The following is a 14,636-nucleotide window of genomic DNA, read 5'->3' as shown; positions in this document are numbered from 1 at the left end:
AGCAACAACCAGGATCGCGCCGTCCATCTGCGCAGCACCGGTGATCATGTTTTTAACATAGTCGGCGTGGCCTGGGCAGTCTACGTGTGCGTAGTGGCGAGTCGGGGTGTCATATTCAACGTGGGAAGTGTTGATGGTGATACCACGTGCTTTTTCTTCTGGTGCGTTATCGATCTGGTCGAATGCACGAGCAGAACCACCGTAGGTTTTAGCCAGAACGGTAGTGATTGCAGCAGTCAGGGTAGTTTTACCATGGTCAACGTGGCCGATAGTACCAACGTTGACGTGCGGTTTTGTACGTTCAAATTTTTCTTTAGACACGGCTATATTCCTTACTATAGTGCTCTCCCCTGTGGAGAGAGCACGGGACTTAGGTTTTAATCCTGTGGATTACTTACCACGGGCTTCAATAACGGCCTGAGCAACGTTGTTAGGCGCATCATCATACTTCAGGAATTCCATGGTGTATGATGCACGACCTTTGGTCAGAGAACGCAGCTGAGTTGCATATCCGAACATTTCAGACAGCGGAACTTCAGCGTGGATCTTAACGCCAGTTACTTCGGATTCCTGACCACGCAGCATACCGCGACGACGGCTCAAGTCACCGATAACGTCACCGGTGTTCTCTTCAGGAGTTTCTACTTCAACCTTCATGATTGGCTCAAGCAGAACTGGTTTTGCTTTCTTAAAGCCTTCTTTAAAGGCAATAGACGCAGCCAGTTTAAACGCCAGTTCAGAGGAGTCAACGTCGTGGTAAGAACCGAAGTGCAGACGAACACCCATGTCAACAACCGGATAGCCAGCCAGAGGGCCCGCTTTCAGCTGTTCCTGGATGCCTTTATCAACGGCTGGGATGTATTCGCCAGGAATTACACCACCTTTGATGTCGTTGATGAACTCGTAACCTTTCGGGTTAGAGCCCGGCTCCAGTGGGTACATGTCGATCACAACGTGACCGTACTGACCGCGACCACCAGACTGCTTAGCGTGTTTACCTTCAACATCGGTAACTTTCGCGCGAATCGCTTCGCGGTAAGCAACCTGAGGTTTACCCACGTTCGCTTCAACGTTGAATTCACGCTTCATACGGTCAACGATGATGTCCAGGTGCAGTTCACCCATACCAGCGATGATGGTCTGGTTAGATTCTTCATCAGTCCATACGCGGAATGATGGGTCTTCTTTCGCCAGACGGCCCAGAGCCAGACCCATTTTTTCCTGGTCAGCTTTGGTTTTTGGTTCAACTGCGATGGAGATTACCGGCTCAGGGAATTCCATACGCTCCAGAATGATCGGGTGATCCGGGTCACACAGGGTGTCACCAGTGGTCACGTCTTTCAGACCGATAGCTGCAGCGATGTCGCCCGCACGAACTTCTTTGATCTCTTCACGTTTGTTAGCGTGCATCTGTACGATACGGCCAAAACGTTCACGCGCCGCTTTCACGGAGTTCAGGATGGTGTCACCGGAGTTAACCACACCAGAGTAAACGCGGAAGAAGGTCAGGTTACCCACGAATGGGTCGGTAGCAATTTTGAACGCCAGTGCAGAGAATGGCTCTTCGTCGCTTGCGTGACGCTCAGCCGGAGTATCTTTACCGTCGTCCAGGATGCCGTTGATCGCAGGAACGTCAACTGGGGATGGCAGGTAGTCAACTACCGCATCCAGCATCGCCTGAACACCTTTGTTCTTGAACGCAGAACCACAGGTTACCAGGATGATTTCGTTGTTCAGAACGCGCTGACGCAGAGCTTTTTTGATCTCTTCTTCAGTCAGTTCTTCACCACCCAGGTATTTCTCCATCAGCTCTTCAGAAGCTTCAGCAGCGGATTCGATCAGGTTCTGGTGCCATTCGTCAGCCAGGTCCTGCATTGCAGCTGGGATATCTTCGTATTCGAAGGTAACGCCCTGGTCTGCATCGTTCCAGTTGATGGCTTTCATTTTCACCAGGTCGATAACGCCGGTGAAGCCTTCTTCAGCACCAATTGCCAGCTGCAGCGGAACAGGGTTCGCGCCCAGACGGGTTTTGATCTGGCCAACAACTTTCAGGAAGTTAGCACCCATACGGTCCATTTTGTTAACGAACGCGATGCGTGGAACTTTATATTTGTTCGCCTGACGCCATACGGTTTCAGACTGTGGCTGAACACCACCAACTGCGCAATAAACCATTACCGCGCCGTCAAGAACACGCATGGAACGTTCTACTTCGATGGTGAAGTCAACGTGCCCTGGGGTGTCGATGATGTTTACGCGATGCGGTTCGTACTGCTTAGCCATACCTGACCAGAATGCAGTAGTCGCTGCGGAGGTGATAGTGATACCACGCTCCTGCTCCTGTTCCATCCAGTCCATGGTGGCTGCGCCGTCATGAACTTCACCGATTTTATGGTTTACACCGGTGTAGAACAGAATACGTTCGGTAGTAGTGGTTTTACCGGCGTCGATGTGCGCACTGATACCGATGTTACGGTAGCGTGCGATGGGTGTTGTACGAGCCATTTGATTCCTCGTTTATATCTTTAGGCGTTCAGTTAAGTTACCCAGAGCGGGCGGCTTCTCTGAAGCGCCCGCCTGGTGACTAATACTCCGAAGGGATTACCAACGGTAGTGTGCGAACGCCTTGTTGGCTTCAGCCATACGGTGAACGTCTTCACGTTTCTTAACTGCAGTACCTTTGTTGTCTGCAGCATCAGAAAGTTCGTTCGCCAGACGCAGAGCCATGGATTTATCACCGCGTTTACGAGCAGCTTCAACGATCCAACGCATTGCCAGAGCATTACGACGAACCGGACGAACTTCAACTGGAACCTGATAAGTAGAACCACCAACGCGGCGGGACTTAACTTCTACGGTTGGGCGAACGTTGTCGAGAGCGACTTCGAAAGCTTCCAGTTCATTTTTACCAGAACGCTGAGCCAGGGTCTCAAGCGCGCTGTATACGATTGCTTCTGCAGTAGATTTTTTACCATCTACCATCAGGATATTTACAAATTTTGCCAGCAGTTCTGATCCGAATTTCGGATCTGGAAGGATTTTACGCTGACCAATGACGCGACGACGTGGCATGGGAATACTCCGTTGTTAATTCAGGATTGTCCAAAACTCAAAGAGTTTAGTTTGACATTAAGATAAATCAGTTTGGCCTTACTTAACGGAGAACCATTAAGCCTTAGGACGCTTCACGCCGTACTTGGAGCGAGCCTGCTTACGGTCTTTAACACCTGAGCAGTCGAGCGCACCACGAACGGTGTGGTAACGAACACCCGGAAGGTCTTTAACACGACCGCCACGGATCAGGATCACGGAGTGCTCCTGCAGGTTGTGACCTTCACCACCGATGTAGGAAGTCACTTCGAAACCGTTAGTCAAACGCACACGGCATACTTTACGCAGTGCGGAGTTTGGTTTTTTAGGAGTGGTGGTATATACACGAGTACATACGCCACGTTTCTGCGGGCAGGCTTCCAGCGCAGGCACGTTGCTCTTTGCAACTTTGCGTGCGCGTGGTTTGCGTACCAGCTGGTTAACTGTTGCCATTAAATAGCTCCTGGTTTTAGCTTTTGCTTCGTAAACACGTAATAAAACGACCTCATACAATATGAGGACGCGAAATTTTAGGGCTACGTCGAAAAGGTGTCAAGAAATATACAGCGATCTCAAATCACCAGTTCATTTGACTGGCGTGCGTCACAGTAAGATTGACGAAATCAGTATAGCCAACCACGTCAATTTTGGCTGAAATTTGACCAGAAAGACCCCGCGCATCCAGATCGTCCTTCAGCGCAGAGACTGTTATGGGGGCATTCGTGAGAATTTCAACGAAACGACTGCCGTCCAGTGCGGCAAGCACACCATCCTGAATCAGCAGCAGGTCATCACCTTCGCGCAGCATGCTCAGTAACGCATCGATATCACATTGCCACGGTGAATGGCTCAGAGTATGGAGCATGTCAGCCTCAGAAAGTCAGAACGGTGTCGTAGTGGGAAAGGTGTTCGCGCAGTGCAACAGAAGACAGGACTGTCACATCCAGCACGAAAGGCGTTGCCTCGTTTAAACCGCGCGCGGCCAGGGAGTCGGCACAGACATAGAAGGTTTCGATATCGTAAAGCGGTAATACTTTGAACGTCGCGATGTAATCACGCGCCAGAATGGCCTGAGGCTGTTGCCCCGCCAGAAGCTGAAATACGCCGTCGCCCAAAAAGAAGACACCGATATCTTCGGTCAATGCTGAGGTCGCGAGCAGCGCATCCAGCCCTTCTCTGCCGGACGCATTGCCGTGCGGTGCGGAGGAAAAAACAAACGCGACACGCTTCATCAGAATTGCACCACTCTGTCGCAGGTTAATGCCGCCTGTGCCAGTTCACCCAGACCACTCAACGAAAAGCCGGGCTGCAGGTTAGAACCCGATAAACCAAGACGCGCGGTTTCGGTTGCATCGGTCACGCCGCGGCGCAGTGCCGCCGCCACGCAGATGTGCAGTTCTACGCCCTGCTTTTCGTTTAATGCCTGCCAGGCGCGCACCAGATCGAACTCGTCGCTCGCCGGTGACGTAAACTGATTCGCGTTATACACCCCTTCCCGATAGAAGAAGACGCTCGCCAGCTCATGCCCGGCCGCCAGTAGCGCATGCGCAAACTGCAGCGCGCTGCTGGCCTGCTGAGTGCCGTACGCCGGGCCTGTCACCATTAACGCAAAACGCATTACTTGTCTTGTCCCTGGAAATCGCCGCTTTTGAACTGGCGAATATAGAGGTAGACCGTGTGCTTGGAGATGTTCAGACGATCGGCCACCTGGTTGATGGCGTCTTTAATATCAAAAATCCCTTTTTCGTAGAGATTGAGCACGATCTGGCGATTCTTGGCGTTGTTCGAGACGTTGCGATCGGCATTCACCTCTTCAATCGTAAACTCAAGCGTCTGCGTCACCAGATCTTCAACGGAGGAGGCAAAGTTAACAGAAGAGCCAACGTCCGGCGTTTCTGGTGGAATAAAGGTGCTCATGATTTGCGAGAATGGCACATCAAGGTTCATGTTGATGCACAGCAGCCCAATAACACGATGCTCGCGGTTTCGAATCGCGATGGTTTCTGATTTCATCAGCACGCCGCTTTTGGCGCGGGTGAAATAGCATTTTGAGACGCTGCTGTCCGCGCCGGTCATGTCATGCAGCATACGCAATGCAAGGTCGGTAATTGGCGAACCAATTTTACGGCCAGTATGTTCACCATTCGCAATGCGGATGGCGGAACACTTCAGATCTTGCAGGGAGTGCAATACGATTTCGCAGTGGGAGCCAATGAGCATCGCTAACCCGTCCACTACCGCTTCGTAGGATTTCAGAATATCGAAGTCGGTCTGATCGAAAGGACGTTGATCCAGCAAATCAAGTTCACTGGTTTCGTTGGTTAAAAGCGACCTGGACATGAAAAAAACACTCCTTTTCAGGAGCCTGTCGTTAGGTTTTCAGGGCAGGCTCATTATCTACACGGACAACTAAATTAATACAGCGTGCGTAGCGCTTTCCAGTGTTAATTATATCTGCCCCACAATAAAAAAACCGCCGCCTGAAAGGCGGCGGTTTTTTTCAACATTACTTCTTAGCAGCAGCGGCTTTATCGTCAGCCGGTGCGTCTGCTTTCGCATCCGCTTTCGGTGCCGGTTTGATATCCAGCAGCTCTACGTCAAAGACCAGCGTAGAGTTAGCAGGGATACCCGGAACGCCGGTTTTGCCATAGGCCAGATCCGGTGGGATAACCATCTTGATCTTGCCGCCTTTCTTGATGTTTTTCAGGCCTTCAGTCCAGCCAGGGATCACACCATCCAGACGGAAGGAGAGCGGCTCACCGCGGGTGTAAGAGTTATCGAACTCTTTACCGTCGATCAGCGTACCTTTGTAGTTCACAACCACGGTGTCGCTGTCTTTAGGCGCATCGCCGGTGCCTTCTTTCTCAACTTTGTACACCAGGCCGGTAGAAGAGGTTTTCACACCTTTCTCTTTGGCAAAGGTATCGCGGTAGGCTTTGCCTTTCGCTTCGTTGTCTTTAGCGTCCGCGTCCATCTTGGTCTGCGCGGCACCCTTCACGCGCGCTTCGAACGCCTGCAGAGTCTGTTCAATTTCCTGGTCAGACAGCTTGCTCTTATCTGCAAATGCGTCCTGAACGCCCGCGATCAGCTGAGCTTTATCCAGTTTGATGCCCAGTTTCTCTTGTTCTTTCAGAGAGTTTTCCATGTAGCGACCCAGAGATGCGCCCAGTGCGTAGGCGGATTTCTGGTCGTCATTTTTGAACGCCGCTTTGCTGTCTGCAGTGGCAGCAGGCTTCGCAGCAGTATCAGCAGCGAATGACAGCGGCGCGTTCAGCGCAACAGCCATCGTCGTCGCCAGCAGCGTTACTTTAAACAGTGATTTCATCCATATCTCCAGGGCCTGGGGACTCTCACCCCAGCGTTAAACGTAAATGAGTTACGTACTATAAAACGTTGCGGAAGAAATCTACAGACAGACACTTCCAATTCTCGCCACTTTTCAGACTATTTTTGTTTAAATAAGTTTCCTGCCAAGGGGATGCGGACTGTACTTAAGGATAAACTCAGTTAAACTGCGCCGCCGCAGGGCCATTATGGCGAATCTGAAATAAACGAGGTGAATGATGAAGGATACAGCAATAGAAGCGAGAATGGCTGAGCTGGAAAGCCGCCTGGCTTTTCAGGACATCACCATCGAAGAGCTAAACCAGACCGTGACCGCACATGAGCTCGAAATGGCAAAACTGCGGGATCATATGCGCCTGCTGACGGAAAAGCTGAAGGCCACGCAGCCGTCAAACATTGCCTCTCAGTCAGAAGAGACGCCACCTCCTCATTATTGAGGCGTAAAAAAAGCGGGATTATCCCGCTTTTTTTGTGCCCGGTGGCGCGAAGCTTACCGGGCCTACATACCAAATACCCTATGGATTTCGAGTCGCAGGAAGGCGGCAAGCTTGAAAACCCCCGGGAGCATAGATAACTATGTGACCGGGGTTTGAAAGCGCAGCCAACGCACCTGCGGCTTGAAAGACGACGGGTATTAGTGGCAACCGCAGCCGCCGTTACCGCAACCACCTTTACCGTGGTCGTGACCATGGTCGTGATCGTGGCCGTGACCACCGCAGCAGCCGTCGTGGCCGTGATCGTGGTCATGGTCGTGACCATGCGCACCGTGAACGTGGCCATGAGCCAGCTCTTCTTCGGTCGCTTCACGGATCGCAACAACTTCTACGTTGAACTTCAGGTTCTGGCCAGCCAGCATGTGGTTACCGTCAACCACGACGTGGTCATCTTCCACTTCGGTGATTTCAACAGGAACCGGGCCCTGGTCAGTTTCAGCCAGGAAGCGCATGCCAACCTGCAGTTCGTCAACGCCCATGAACACGTCTTTAGGAACGCGCTGAACCAGGTTGTCGTCATACTGACCGTAAGCGTCGTTCGCGCCTACAGCAACGTCAAATTTGTCGCCAACTTCATGACCTTCCAGCGCGTTTTCCAGGCCGGAAATCAGGGAACCGTGACCATGCAGGTAGTCAAGCGGCGCACTCACCGGAGACTCATCAACCAACACACCGTCTTCTGTACGTACCTGATAGGCCAGGCTGACCACCAGGTCTTTTGCTACTTTCATGATATCTCCTGAGCGTGGGAAAATTGCTGGCGCAGATTGTAGCGGAAATCTGCACCCGTGTACCCTTTAGCTTAAAAAAACTCAGGGCATATCGCTAGTCCGGATGAAAAATCCCGATAACTTGCTCTTCTTTGCGAACGTGATCGCGGGCCTCTTTATCGGCCTCACGCATCTGGTGACCGCACTTAACACACTCAACAACATCAACATTATTTTCCCGCCACATCGCCAGGGTATCTTGCGCCTGGCAGGTCGGGCATTTTGCACCCGCGATAAAGCGTTTACGTACAGCCATCTTTCGTTACCCTTTATTCAAATTCATCCCAGCCATCAAGCTGGCGTCGTTCCTGTTGCATCTCTCGCTGGAAGATCTCCTCCAGCTCGCGACGCGCTTCCCGCACGCGGGAGATCTGCGCCGTATCGGTATGTACCGGCATCAGCTCGCGCAACATCCGCATATCCAGCCGGCGGAAGTGCATCTGGGCGCGCTGCGCCTGATGCGGATGCATGCCGAGCGAGATCAGCGCCTTACGGCCCAGCTCCAGCGCACTGGAGAACGTCTCACGGGAGAAGTGTTTCACACCCGCCTGCAACAATTCGTGAGCTTCAACACGTCCCCGCGCACGCGCCAGAATATGCAGATGCGGGAAATGCTGCTGGCACAGATCCACCAGCTTCATCGTGTCTTCCGGATCGTTACAGGTAATCACGATGGACTCTGCCGCTTCCGCCCCCGCCGAGCGCAGCAGCTCGAGCTGGGTCGCATCGCCGTAGTAAACCTTGTAGCCATATTTACGCATCAGGTTGACCGCGCTGATATCCCGCTCCAGTACCGTAATGCGCATTTTGTTCGCCATCAGCAGGCGTCCAATCACCTGTCCAAAACGGCCAAAGCCCACCACAATCACCTGCGGCTTATCGTCTTCCACCCACGGCGCTTCGTCTTCATCGTCATTTGGGTTCAGGCGGCGCGACAGCAGTTTATCCACCAGCTTCATCAGCAGCGGCGTGGTCATCATAGACAGCGTGACCGTCACCAGCAAAAGCGCCATCTGATCGTCTTTAAACAGCTTCTGGGAGGATGCGGTCGAGAACAGCACAAACGCGAACTCGCCTCCCTGGCTTAACACGCTGGCAAACTGCATGCGTTCCGAACTGCGCAGCCCGTAGATACGTGACATCACGTACAACACCAGCATCTTCACCGCGACCAGAATGGCGACGCTCACTATCACCCACAGCAGATGGGTATAGAGGACGCCAAGGTTAAGCGCCATCCCCACCGAAATAAAGAACAGGCCTAGCAGCAGCCCTTTGAAGGGATCGATGGCAATTTCCAGCTCGTGCCGATACTCGCTCTCCGCCAGCAGCACCCCGGCGATGAAGGTCCCGAGCGCCATCGACAGCCCCAGCGCGTCCATAAACAACGCAGATCCCAGCACCAGCAGCAGCGTCGCGGCGGTAAACACCTCGCGAACGCCCGACGCGGCTATAAAGCGGAACACGGGACGTAGCAGGAAACGACCGCCAATCAGCATGCCCGCGAAGGCCAGCACCTTCATGGCGATTTTAGCCCAGTCGAAGTGATCGTCCCCGGACCCCGCCAGCAGCGGCACCAGCGCCAGCGCCGGGATCACCGCCAAATCCTGGAACAGCAGCACTGAAAAGCCCAGCTGACCGGCTTCGTTGCGATTCATCCCTTTGTCGCGCATCAGCTGCAGCGCCATCGCCGTCGACGACATCGCAAGCCCTATCCCGCCAATCACCGCCGCCTGCCATGAAAAGTTTGTCAGCATTAACAGGCCACCCAGGATCGCGGCGCTGAACAACACCTGCGCGGCGCCCACGCCAAAGATAGAGCGTCGGAGCTGCCACAATTTCGAAGGATTCAGCTCCAGGCCGATGATGAACATCAGGAACACCACGCCCAGCTCGGAGAAATGGAGGATCTCATCGACATCGCTGATGAATCCCAGCCCCCATGGCCCAATCGCGATCCCCGCCAGCAGATACCCCAGCACCGCACCGATACCAATACGGGCTGCAAGCGGCACCGCGACGACGGCCGCAAATAAAAACAGCACCCCGGCGAGGAGTAAATTCGATCCTTCCATTAACGACCTCCTGCCGGAATAGGTGACGCCAGCCATTCACCGTAGGCTCTGGCGTGGCTTGCCAGCTCTTTCGGATCCTGACGCCGCGCCCAGTAGACAATAATCGGGCTCATCCAGTGCATACGGCACATCGCCGCCGTCAGCTCGAATGGCCTGAGGATATCGCTCATCGGATAGCGGTTCAGCCCGTCGTGGCGGTAAGCGCTTTCGGGTTCACCGGTCGTAATCACACTACGCCAGTACTTTCCCGCCAGCTGGTTGCCCCCCACCCCGCTGGAGAAGCCCCGGCTCAACACGCGGTCCAGCCACTCTTTGAGCAGCGCCGGACAGCTATAGGTATAAAGCGGATGCTGGAACACAATCACGTCATGCTGACGCAGCAGCTCCTGCTCGTAAGGGATATCAATAAAGAAATCAGGATAGTGCGCGTAGAGATCGTGCACCGTTACGTTACTAAGCTGTGTGGCCGGCTTAAGCAGCACCCGGTTTGCCACCGAGTCCTGAGATTCCGGATGGGCATACAGCAGCAGCACTTTTGCTGTCTGAGACATCATTCCCCTCCCGGTCTTGTTTCTGTTTTTGTGTATCGTCGCTGTTTTGGGCTACCATGGCGGCCCGGTGCGGAAAATGGCCCACACCTTACATTATCATAATGACAAATTAACATAGTCGGAACATACGGCGCTTCTATGATTGTTTTCTCCTCGTTACAAATTCGTCGCGGCGTGCGCGTCCTGCTGGATAACGCCACTGCTACCATCAACCCGGGCCAAAAAGTGGGTCTGGTCGGCAAAAACGGCTGCGGTAAATCCACCCTGCTGGCGCTGCTGAAAAACGAGATTAGCGCGGATGGCGGTAACTTTACCTTCCCGGGAAACTGGCAGCTCGCCTGGGTAAACCAGGAGACGCCTGCGCTGAGCGAACCGGCACTCGACTATGTTATCGACGGCGACCGTGAATACCGTAAGCTCGAAGCGGAACTTCATTCTGCTAACGAGCGCAACGACGGTCACGCCATCGCCACCGTTCATGGCAAGCTGGACGCCATCGACGCGTGGACCATTCGCTCCCGCGCCTCCAGCCTGCTGCACGGCCTGGGCTTCAGCAACGAACAGCTGGAACGCCCGGTCAGCGACTTCTCCGGCGGCTGGCGTATGCGCCTCAACCTGGCGCAGGCGCTGATCTGCCGCTCTGACCTGCTGTTGCTCGACGAACCGACCAACCACCTCGATCTCGATGCGGTTATTTGGCTGGAGAAGTGGCTCAAGAGCTATCAGGGCACTCTGATTCTGATCTCCCACGACCGCGACTTCCTTGACCCGGTGGTGGATAAAATTATTCATATCGAACAGCAAACGATGTTCGAGTACACCGGCAACTACAGCTCCTTCGAGCGCCAGCGCGCGACGCGTCTCGCCCAGCAGCAGTCCATGTACGAAAGCCAGCAGCAGCGCGTGGCGCACCTGCAGAGCTTTGTGGATCGCTTTAAGGCCAAAGCCTCAAAAGCCAAACAGGCCCAGAGCCGCATCAAGATGCTGGAACGCATGGAGATGATTGCCCCGGCGCACGTGGATAACCCGTTCCACTTCAGCTTCCGCGAGCCGGAAAGCCTGCCGAACCCGCTGCTGAAGATGGAGAAGGTCAGCGCGGGCTATGCCGACCGCATTATTCTCGATTCCATCAAGCTCAACCTGGTGCCGGGTTCCCGCATTGGCCTGCTGGGGCGTAACGGCGCCGGTAAATCGACGCTGATCAAACTGCTGGCGGGCGAGCTTAACCCGATCAGCGGTGAAATCGGCCTGGCGAAGGGCATCAAGCTGGGTTACTTCGCCCAGCATCAGCTGGAATTTTTACGCGCGGATGAATCACCGATTCAGCACCTTGCGCGTCTGGCGCCGCAGGAGATGGAGCAGAAGCTGCGCGACTATCTCGGCGGCTTTGGCTTCCAGGGCGATAAGGTGACTGAAAACACCGAGCGCTTCTCCGGCGGCGAAAAGGCCCGCCTGGTGCTGGCGCTGATCGTCTGGCAGCGCCCGAACCTGCTGCTGCTCGATGAACCGACCAACCACCTGGATCTCGACATGCGTCAGGCGCTGACCGAAGCGCTGATTGAGTTCGAAGGCGCGCTGGTGGTGGTTTCGCACGACCGTCACCTGATCCGCTCCACCACGGACGATCTCTATTTAGTGCACGGCGGCAAAGTCGAACCGTTCGACGGCGATCTGGAAGACTATCAGCAGTGGCTGACGGACGTGCAGAAGCAGGAAAACCAGCCGGAAGAGTCAGCGAAAGACAACGCCAACAGCGCGCAGGCGCGTAAAGACCAGAAGCGCCGTGAAGCGGAGCTACGCACCCAGACGCAGCCCCTGCGTAAAGAGATTACCCGTCTCGAAAAAGAGATGGAAAAACTCAACGCCACGCTGGCTATCGTTGAAGAGAAGCTCGGCGATAGCGGCCTGTATGACCAGAGCCGCAAGGCTGAGCTGACCGACTGCCTGCAAACCCAGGCGAAGACCAAATCCAGTCTCGAAGAGTGCGAGATGGCGTGGCTCGACGCGCAGGAACAGCTGGAAGCGATGCTGCAGGCTGACTGACTTATTTACCCCGTTTGAAGAGCAGAATCCGTACCGGGTTCGGAAATCCAGCTTAAACGGGGTACAATTCGGAAAGTATCGTAAATTTCCGACAAGAATCAGCATCGCGCTTATGACCCAAATCATTCCATCAGACTTCGACATTGCGGCCGAAGACAGCACTGAGTTCGTGCCTATGCGCGGCGTGGCCAATCCGCATTTGCAGACCATGCTGCCGCGACTGATCCGCCGCAAGGTTCAGTTCACCCCGCACTGGCAACGGCTTGACCTGCCAGACGGTGATTTTCTGGATCTCGCCTGGAGCGAAGCGCCTGAACAGGCTCGCCATAAGCCGCGTCTGGTGGTTTTCCACGGTCTGGAAGGCAGCCTGCACAGCCCGTATGCGCATGGGCTAATTGAGGCGGCAAAAGCGCGCGGCTGGCTCGGCGTGGTGATGCATTTTCGCGGCTGCAGCGGTGAACCGAATCGTCAGAAACGCATTTATCACTCGGGTGAAACCGAAGACGGGACGTGGTTTTTACACTGGCTGCGGGAAAATTATGGCACCGTGCCAACGGCCGCCGTGGGCTACTCGCTGGGCGGGAATATGCTGGCCTGTCTGCTGGCCAAAGAGGGTGAAAGCGTACCGCTGGATGCCGCCGTCATTGTCTCCGCGCCGTTTATGCTCGAGCAGTGCAGCTACCACATGGATAAAGGCTTTTCCCGCGTCTACCAGCGCTACCTGCTCAACCTGCTGAAGGCCAACGCGGCGCGTAAGCTGAAGGCCTACCCGGATACCCTGCCGGTAAGCCTGCGCCAGCTGAAAAAGGTGCGTCGTATCCGCGAGTTCGACGACCTGATCACCGCGAAAATCCACGGCTTCGCCGATGCGATTGACTATTATCGTCAGTGCAGCGCCATGCCGCTGCTCAGCAAGATCACGCAGCCGACGCTGATTATTCATGCCAAAGATGACCCGTTTATGGATCATCACTCGATCCCCGCTCAGGAATTCCTGCCCGACAACGTTCACTATCAGTTGACGGAGCACGGCGGCCACGTCGGGTTTATCGGCGGCACGCTGCGCCGCCCGAAAATGTGGCTTGAGGCGCGTATTCCTGACTGGCTGACCCCTTATCTGGACGGTGCAAAATGATTATTCCCTGGCAGGATCTGGCTCCCGAAACGCTCGATAATCTGATTGAAAGCTTTGTATTACGCGAAGGCACCGATTATGGTGAACAGGAACGCTCGCTTGAGCAAAAGGTCAACGATGTTAAGCGCCAGCTGAAAAGCGGCGACGTGGTGCTGGTGTGGTCAGAACTGCATGAGACGGTCAATATCATGCCCCGCAACGCGTTTCACGGCTGATCTTCCACCCTTTTCAGTCAGGGAGTTGCTATGTCTGCCAGACATCCGGTTATTGCCGTTACGGGGTCGAGTGGTGCGGGAACCACCACCACCAGCCTCGCATTTCGCAAGATTTTCGCCCAGCTGAATCTCCGTGCGGCGGAGGTCGAAGGCGACAGCTTTCACCGCTACACGCGTCCGGAGATGGACATGGCCATTCGTAAGGCGCGCGATTCGGGTAAACACATCAGCTACTTCGGCCCGGAGGCCAATGACTTCGGCCTGCTGGAACAAACCTTTATAGAGTACGGTAAGAGCGGCAAAGGGCAGTCCCGCAAGTATCTGCACACCTATGATGAAGCCGTACCCTGGAATCAGGTGCCGGGAACCTTTACCCCGTGGCAGCCGCTGCCGGAACCCACCGACGTCCTGTTTTACGAAGGATTGCACGGCGGCGTGGTCACGCCTCAACACGACGTGGCGCGCCACGTGGATCTGCTGGTCGGCGTGGTCCCTATCGTTAACCTGGAGTGGATCCAGAAGCTGACGCGCGACATGAGCGAGCGCGGCCATTCGCGAGAGGCGGTGATGGACTCCGTGGTGCGCTCCATGGAGGATTACATTAACTTCCTGACGCCGCAGTTCTCCCGCACCCATATCAACTTCCAGCGCGTGCCGACGGTGGATACCTCGAATCCGTTTGCCGCTAAAAGCATCCCGTCGCTGGACGAGAGCTTTGTGGTGATCCATTTCCGCAATCTCGAAGGCATTGATTACCCCTGGCTGCTGGCAATGCTGCAGGGCTCGTTTATTTCGCACATGAATACGTTAGTCGTGCCGGGCGGGAAAATGGGGCTGGCGATGGAGCTCATCATGACGCCGCTGGTGGAGCGACTGATGGAAGGGAAGCAGATCGCGTGAGCATGTTCCCTCTCCCTG

General features: G+C 54.7%; 18 protein-coding genes. 5 read left to right on the top strand and 13 right to left on the bottom strand.

Annotation, left to right across the window (positions count from 1 at the left end; all coding sequences use genetic code 11):
* The 9 genes from USF70_RS16925 to fkpA form a co-directional block, all read right to left on the bottom strand.
* On the bottom strand, positions 1-321 hold a 321-nt coding region (locus tag USF70_RS16925), incomplete at its 3' end, for a GTP-binding protein (RefSeq protein WP_040176433.1).
* Positions 322-390: 69 nt separating this feature from the next.
* Positions 391-2,505 (bottom strand): elongation factor G, encoded by a 2,115-nt coding sequence (gene fusA, locus USF70_RS16920; RefSeq protein WP_033146789.1) that lies wholly within the window; start codon positions 2,503-2,505, stop codon positions 391-393.
* A 96-nt stretch (positions 2,506-2,601) separates the two neighbouring features.
* A complete protein-coding gene (gene rpsG, locus USF70_RS16915; RefSeq protein WP_004106370.1) occupies positions 2,602-3,072 on the bottom strand; it encodes a 30S ribosomal protein S7 in 471 nt (156 codons plus the stop codon).
* Positions 3,073-3,168: 96 nt separating this feature from the next.
* Positions 3,169-3,543 carry a 30S ribosomal protein S12 gene (gene rpsL, locus USF70_RS16910; protein WP_000246815.1) on the bottom strand — a complete coding sequence of 125 codons (375 nt, stop codon included), beginning with the start codon at positions 3,541-3,543 and terminating at the stop codon, positions 3,169-3,171.
* 124 nt (positions 3,544-3,667) lie between these two features.
* Positions 3,668-3,955, bottom strand: a complete 288-nt coding sequence (gene tusB / locus USF70_RS16905; protein ID WP_033146790.1) for a sulfurtransferase complex subunit TusB — start codon at positions 3,953-3,955, stop codon at positions 3,668-3,670.
* A 7-nt stretch (positions 3,956-3,962) separates the two neighbouring features.
* Positions 3,963-4,322: a sulfurtransferase complex subunit TusC gene (tusC, locus tag USF70_RS16900; RefSeq protein WP_048976244.1), complete on the bottom strand. Its 360-nt coding sequence runs from the start codon at positions 4,320-4,322 to the stop codon at positions 3,963-3,965.
* The gene (gene tusD / locus USF70_RS16895; RefSeq protein ID WP_213788086.1) at positions 4,322-4,708 is read right to left on the bottom strand and encodes a sulfurtransferase complex subunit TusD; all 387 of its coding nucleotides are present in this window, start codon (positions 4,706-4,708) and stop codon (positions 4,322-4,324) included. Before tusD ends, tusC begins: the two co-directional genes overlap by 1 nt.
* On the bottom strand, positions 4,708-5,430 hold the full coding sequence (locus USF70_RS16890) for a transcriptional regulator (RefSeq protein WP_014171909.1): 723 nt from the start codon (positions 5,428-5,430) through the stop codon (positions 4,708-4,710). The genes tusD and USF70_RS16890 overlap by 1 nt, the downstream gene beginning before the upstream one ends.
* Positions 5,431-5,596: 166 nt before the next feature.
* A complete protein-coding gene (fkpA, locus tag USF70_RS16885) occupies positions 5,597-6,415 on the bottom strand; it encodes an FKBP-type peptidyl-prolyl cis-trans isomerase (protein WP_023309460.1) in 819 nt (272 codons plus the stop codon).
* A 238-nt stretch (positions 6,416-6,653) separates the two neighbouring features.
* On the opposite strand from fkpA, the gene USF70_RS16880 reads away from it, so the two are divergent.
* Complete coding sequence (locus USF70_RS16880; protein ID WP_023309461.1) at positions 6,654-6,872, top strand: protein SlyX; 219 nt, start codon at positions 6,654-6,656, stop codon at positions 6,870-6,872.
* Positions 6,873-7,069: 197 nt separating this feature from the next.
* On the opposite strand, the gene slyD is transcribed toward USF70_RS16880, so the two are convergent.
* From slyD to kefG, 4 genes are all read right to left on the bottom strand, one after another.
* Positions 7,070-7,660, bottom strand: coding sequence for a peptidylprolyl isomerase (gene slyD, locus USF70_RS16875; RefSeq protein WP_014833521.1), 591 nt, complete (start codon positions 7,658-7,660; stop codon positions 7,070-7,072).
* A gap of 94 nt (positions 7,661-7,754) precedes the next feature.
* The gene (locus USF70_RS16870) at positions 7,755-7,955 is read right to left on the bottom strand and encodes a YheV family putative zinc ribbon protein (RefSeq protein ID WP_033146793.1); all 201 of its coding nucleotides are present in this window, start codon (positions 7,953-7,955) and stop codon (positions 7,755-7,757) included.
* Positions 7,956-7,968: 13 nt separating this feature from the next.
* Positions 7,969-9,774, bottom strand: a complete 1,806-nt coding sequence (gene kefB, locus USF70_RS16865; RefSeq protein WP_126797321.1) for a glutathione-regulated potassium-efflux system protein KefB — start codon at positions 9,772-9,774, stop codon at positions 7,969-7,971.
* Complete coding sequence (gene kefG / locus USF70_RS16860) at positions 9,774-10,328, bottom strand: glutathione-regulated potassium-efflux system ancillary protein KefG (RefSeq protein ID WP_021242220.1); 555 nt, start codon at positions 10,326-10,328, stop codon at positions 9,774-9,776. The genes kefB and kefG overlap by 1 nt, the downstream gene beginning before the upstream one ends.
* A gap of 135 nt (positions 10,329-10,463) precedes the next feature.
* Between kefG and USF70_RS16855 the strand changes: the two genes are divergently transcribed.
* From USF70_RS16855 to USF70_RS16840, 4 genes are all read left to right on the top strand, one after another.
* Positions 10,464-12,368, top strand: coding sequence for an ABC transporter ATP-binding protein (locus tag USF70_RS16855; protein ID WP_182382773.1), 1,905 nt, complete (start codon positions 10,464-10,466; stop codon positions 12,366-12,368).
* 112 nt (positions 12,369-12,480) lie between these two features.
* Positions 12,481-13,503 carry a hydrolase gene (locus USF70_RS16850; RefSeq protein ID WP_039263094.1) on the top strand — a complete coding sequence of 341 codons (1,023 nt, stop codon included), beginning with the start codon at positions 12,481-12,483 and terminating at the stop codon, positions 13,501-13,503.
* Positions 13,500-13,718: a YheU family protein gene (locus USF70_RS16845; protein ID WP_008503016.1), complete on the top strand. Its 219-nt coding sequence runs from the start codon at positions 13,500-13,502 to the stop codon at positions 13,716-13,718. The genes USF70_RS16850 and USF70_RS16845 overlap by 4 nt, the downstream gene beginning before the upstream one ends.
* Before the next feature lie 30 nt (positions 13,719-13,748).
* A complete protein-coding gene (locus tag USF70_RS16840; RefSeq protein ID WP_023309465.1) occupies positions 13,749-14,618 on the top strand; it encodes a phosphoribulokinase in 870 nt (289 codons plus the stop codon).
* The last annotated feature ends 18 nt before the right edge of the window (positions 14,619-14,636 follow it).

The sequence above is a fragment of the Enterobacter sp. 237C8 genome (assembly GCF_034106865.1).
Lineage (GTDB): Bacteria > Pseudomonadota > Gammaproteobacteria > Enterobacterales > Enterobacteriaceae > Enterobacter > Enterobacter asburiae_B.
The sequence above is the reverse complement of the archived record's forward strand: the minus strand, read 5'-3'. Positions and strand labels throughout refer to the sequence as shown.

Bases quoted from the DNA above. Each gene is read 5' to 3' on its own strand.
- kefG (WP_021242220.1), bottom strand. From the start codon at position 10,328: ATGATGTCTCAGACAGCAAAAGTGCTGCTGCTGTATGCCCATCCGGAA.
- rpsL (WP_000246815.1), bottom strand. From the start codon at position 3,543: ATGGCAACAGTTAACCAGCTGGTACGCAAACCACGCGCACGCAAAGTT.
- USF70_RS16870 (WP_033146793.1), bottom strand. From the start codon at position 7,955: ATGGCTGTACGTAAACGCTTTATCGCGGGTGCAAAATGCCCGACCTGC.
- fkpA (WP_023309460.1), bottom strand. From the start codon at position 6,415: ATGAAATCACTGTTTAAAGTAACGCTGCTGGCGACGACGATGGCTGTT.
- USF70_RS16840 (WP_023309465.1), top strand. From the start codon at position 13,749: ATGTCTGCCAGACATCCGGTTATTGCCGTTACGGGGTCGAGTGGTGCG.
- USF70_RS16850 (WP_039263094.1), top strand. From the start codon at position 12,481: ATGACCCAAATCATTCCATCAGACTTCGACATTGCGGCCGAAGACAGC.
- USF70_RS16880 (WP_023309461.1), top strand. From the start codon at position 6,654: ATGAAGGATACAGCAATAGAAGCGAGAATGGCTGAGCTGGAAAGCCGC.
- USF70_RS16845 (WP_008503016.1), top strand. From the start codon at position 13,500: ATGATTATTCCCTGGCAGGATCTGGCTCCCGAAACGCTCGATAATCTG.
- tusC (WP_048976244.1), bottom strand. From the start codon at position 4,322: ATGAAGCGTGTCGCGTTTGTTTTTTCCTCCGCACCGCACGGCAATGCG.
- tusB (WP_033146790.1), bottom strand. From the start codon at position 3,955: ATGCTCCATACTCTGAGCCATTCACCGTGGCAATGTGATATCGATGCG.
- slyD (WP_014833521.1), bottom strand. From the start codon at position 7,660: ATGAAAGTAGCAAAAGACCTGGTGGTCAGCCTGGCCTATCAGGTACGT.
- rpsG (WP_004106370.1), bottom strand. From the start codon at position 3,072: ATGCCACGTCGTCGCGTCATTGGTCAGCGTAAAATCCTTCCAGATCCG.
- kefB (WP_126797321.1), bottom strand. From the start codon at position 9,774: ATGGAAGGATCGAATTTACTCCTCGCCGGGGTGCTGTTTTTATTTGCG.
- USF70_RS16855 (WP_182382773.1), top strand. From the start codon at position 10,464: ATGATTGTTTTCTCCTCGTTACAAATTCGTCGCGGCGTGCGCGTCCTG.
- fusA (WP_033146789.1), bottom strand. From the start codon at position 2,505: ATGGCTCGTACAACACCCATCGCACGCTACCGTAACATCGGTATCAGT.
- tusD (WP_213788086.1), bottom strand. From the start codon at position 4,708: ATGCGTTTTGCGTTAATGGTGACAGGCCCGGCGTACGGCACTCAGCAG.
- USF70_RS16890 (WP_014171909.1), bottom strand. From the start codon at position 5,430: ATGTCCAGGTCGCTTTTAACCAACGAAACCAGTGAACTTGATTTGCTG.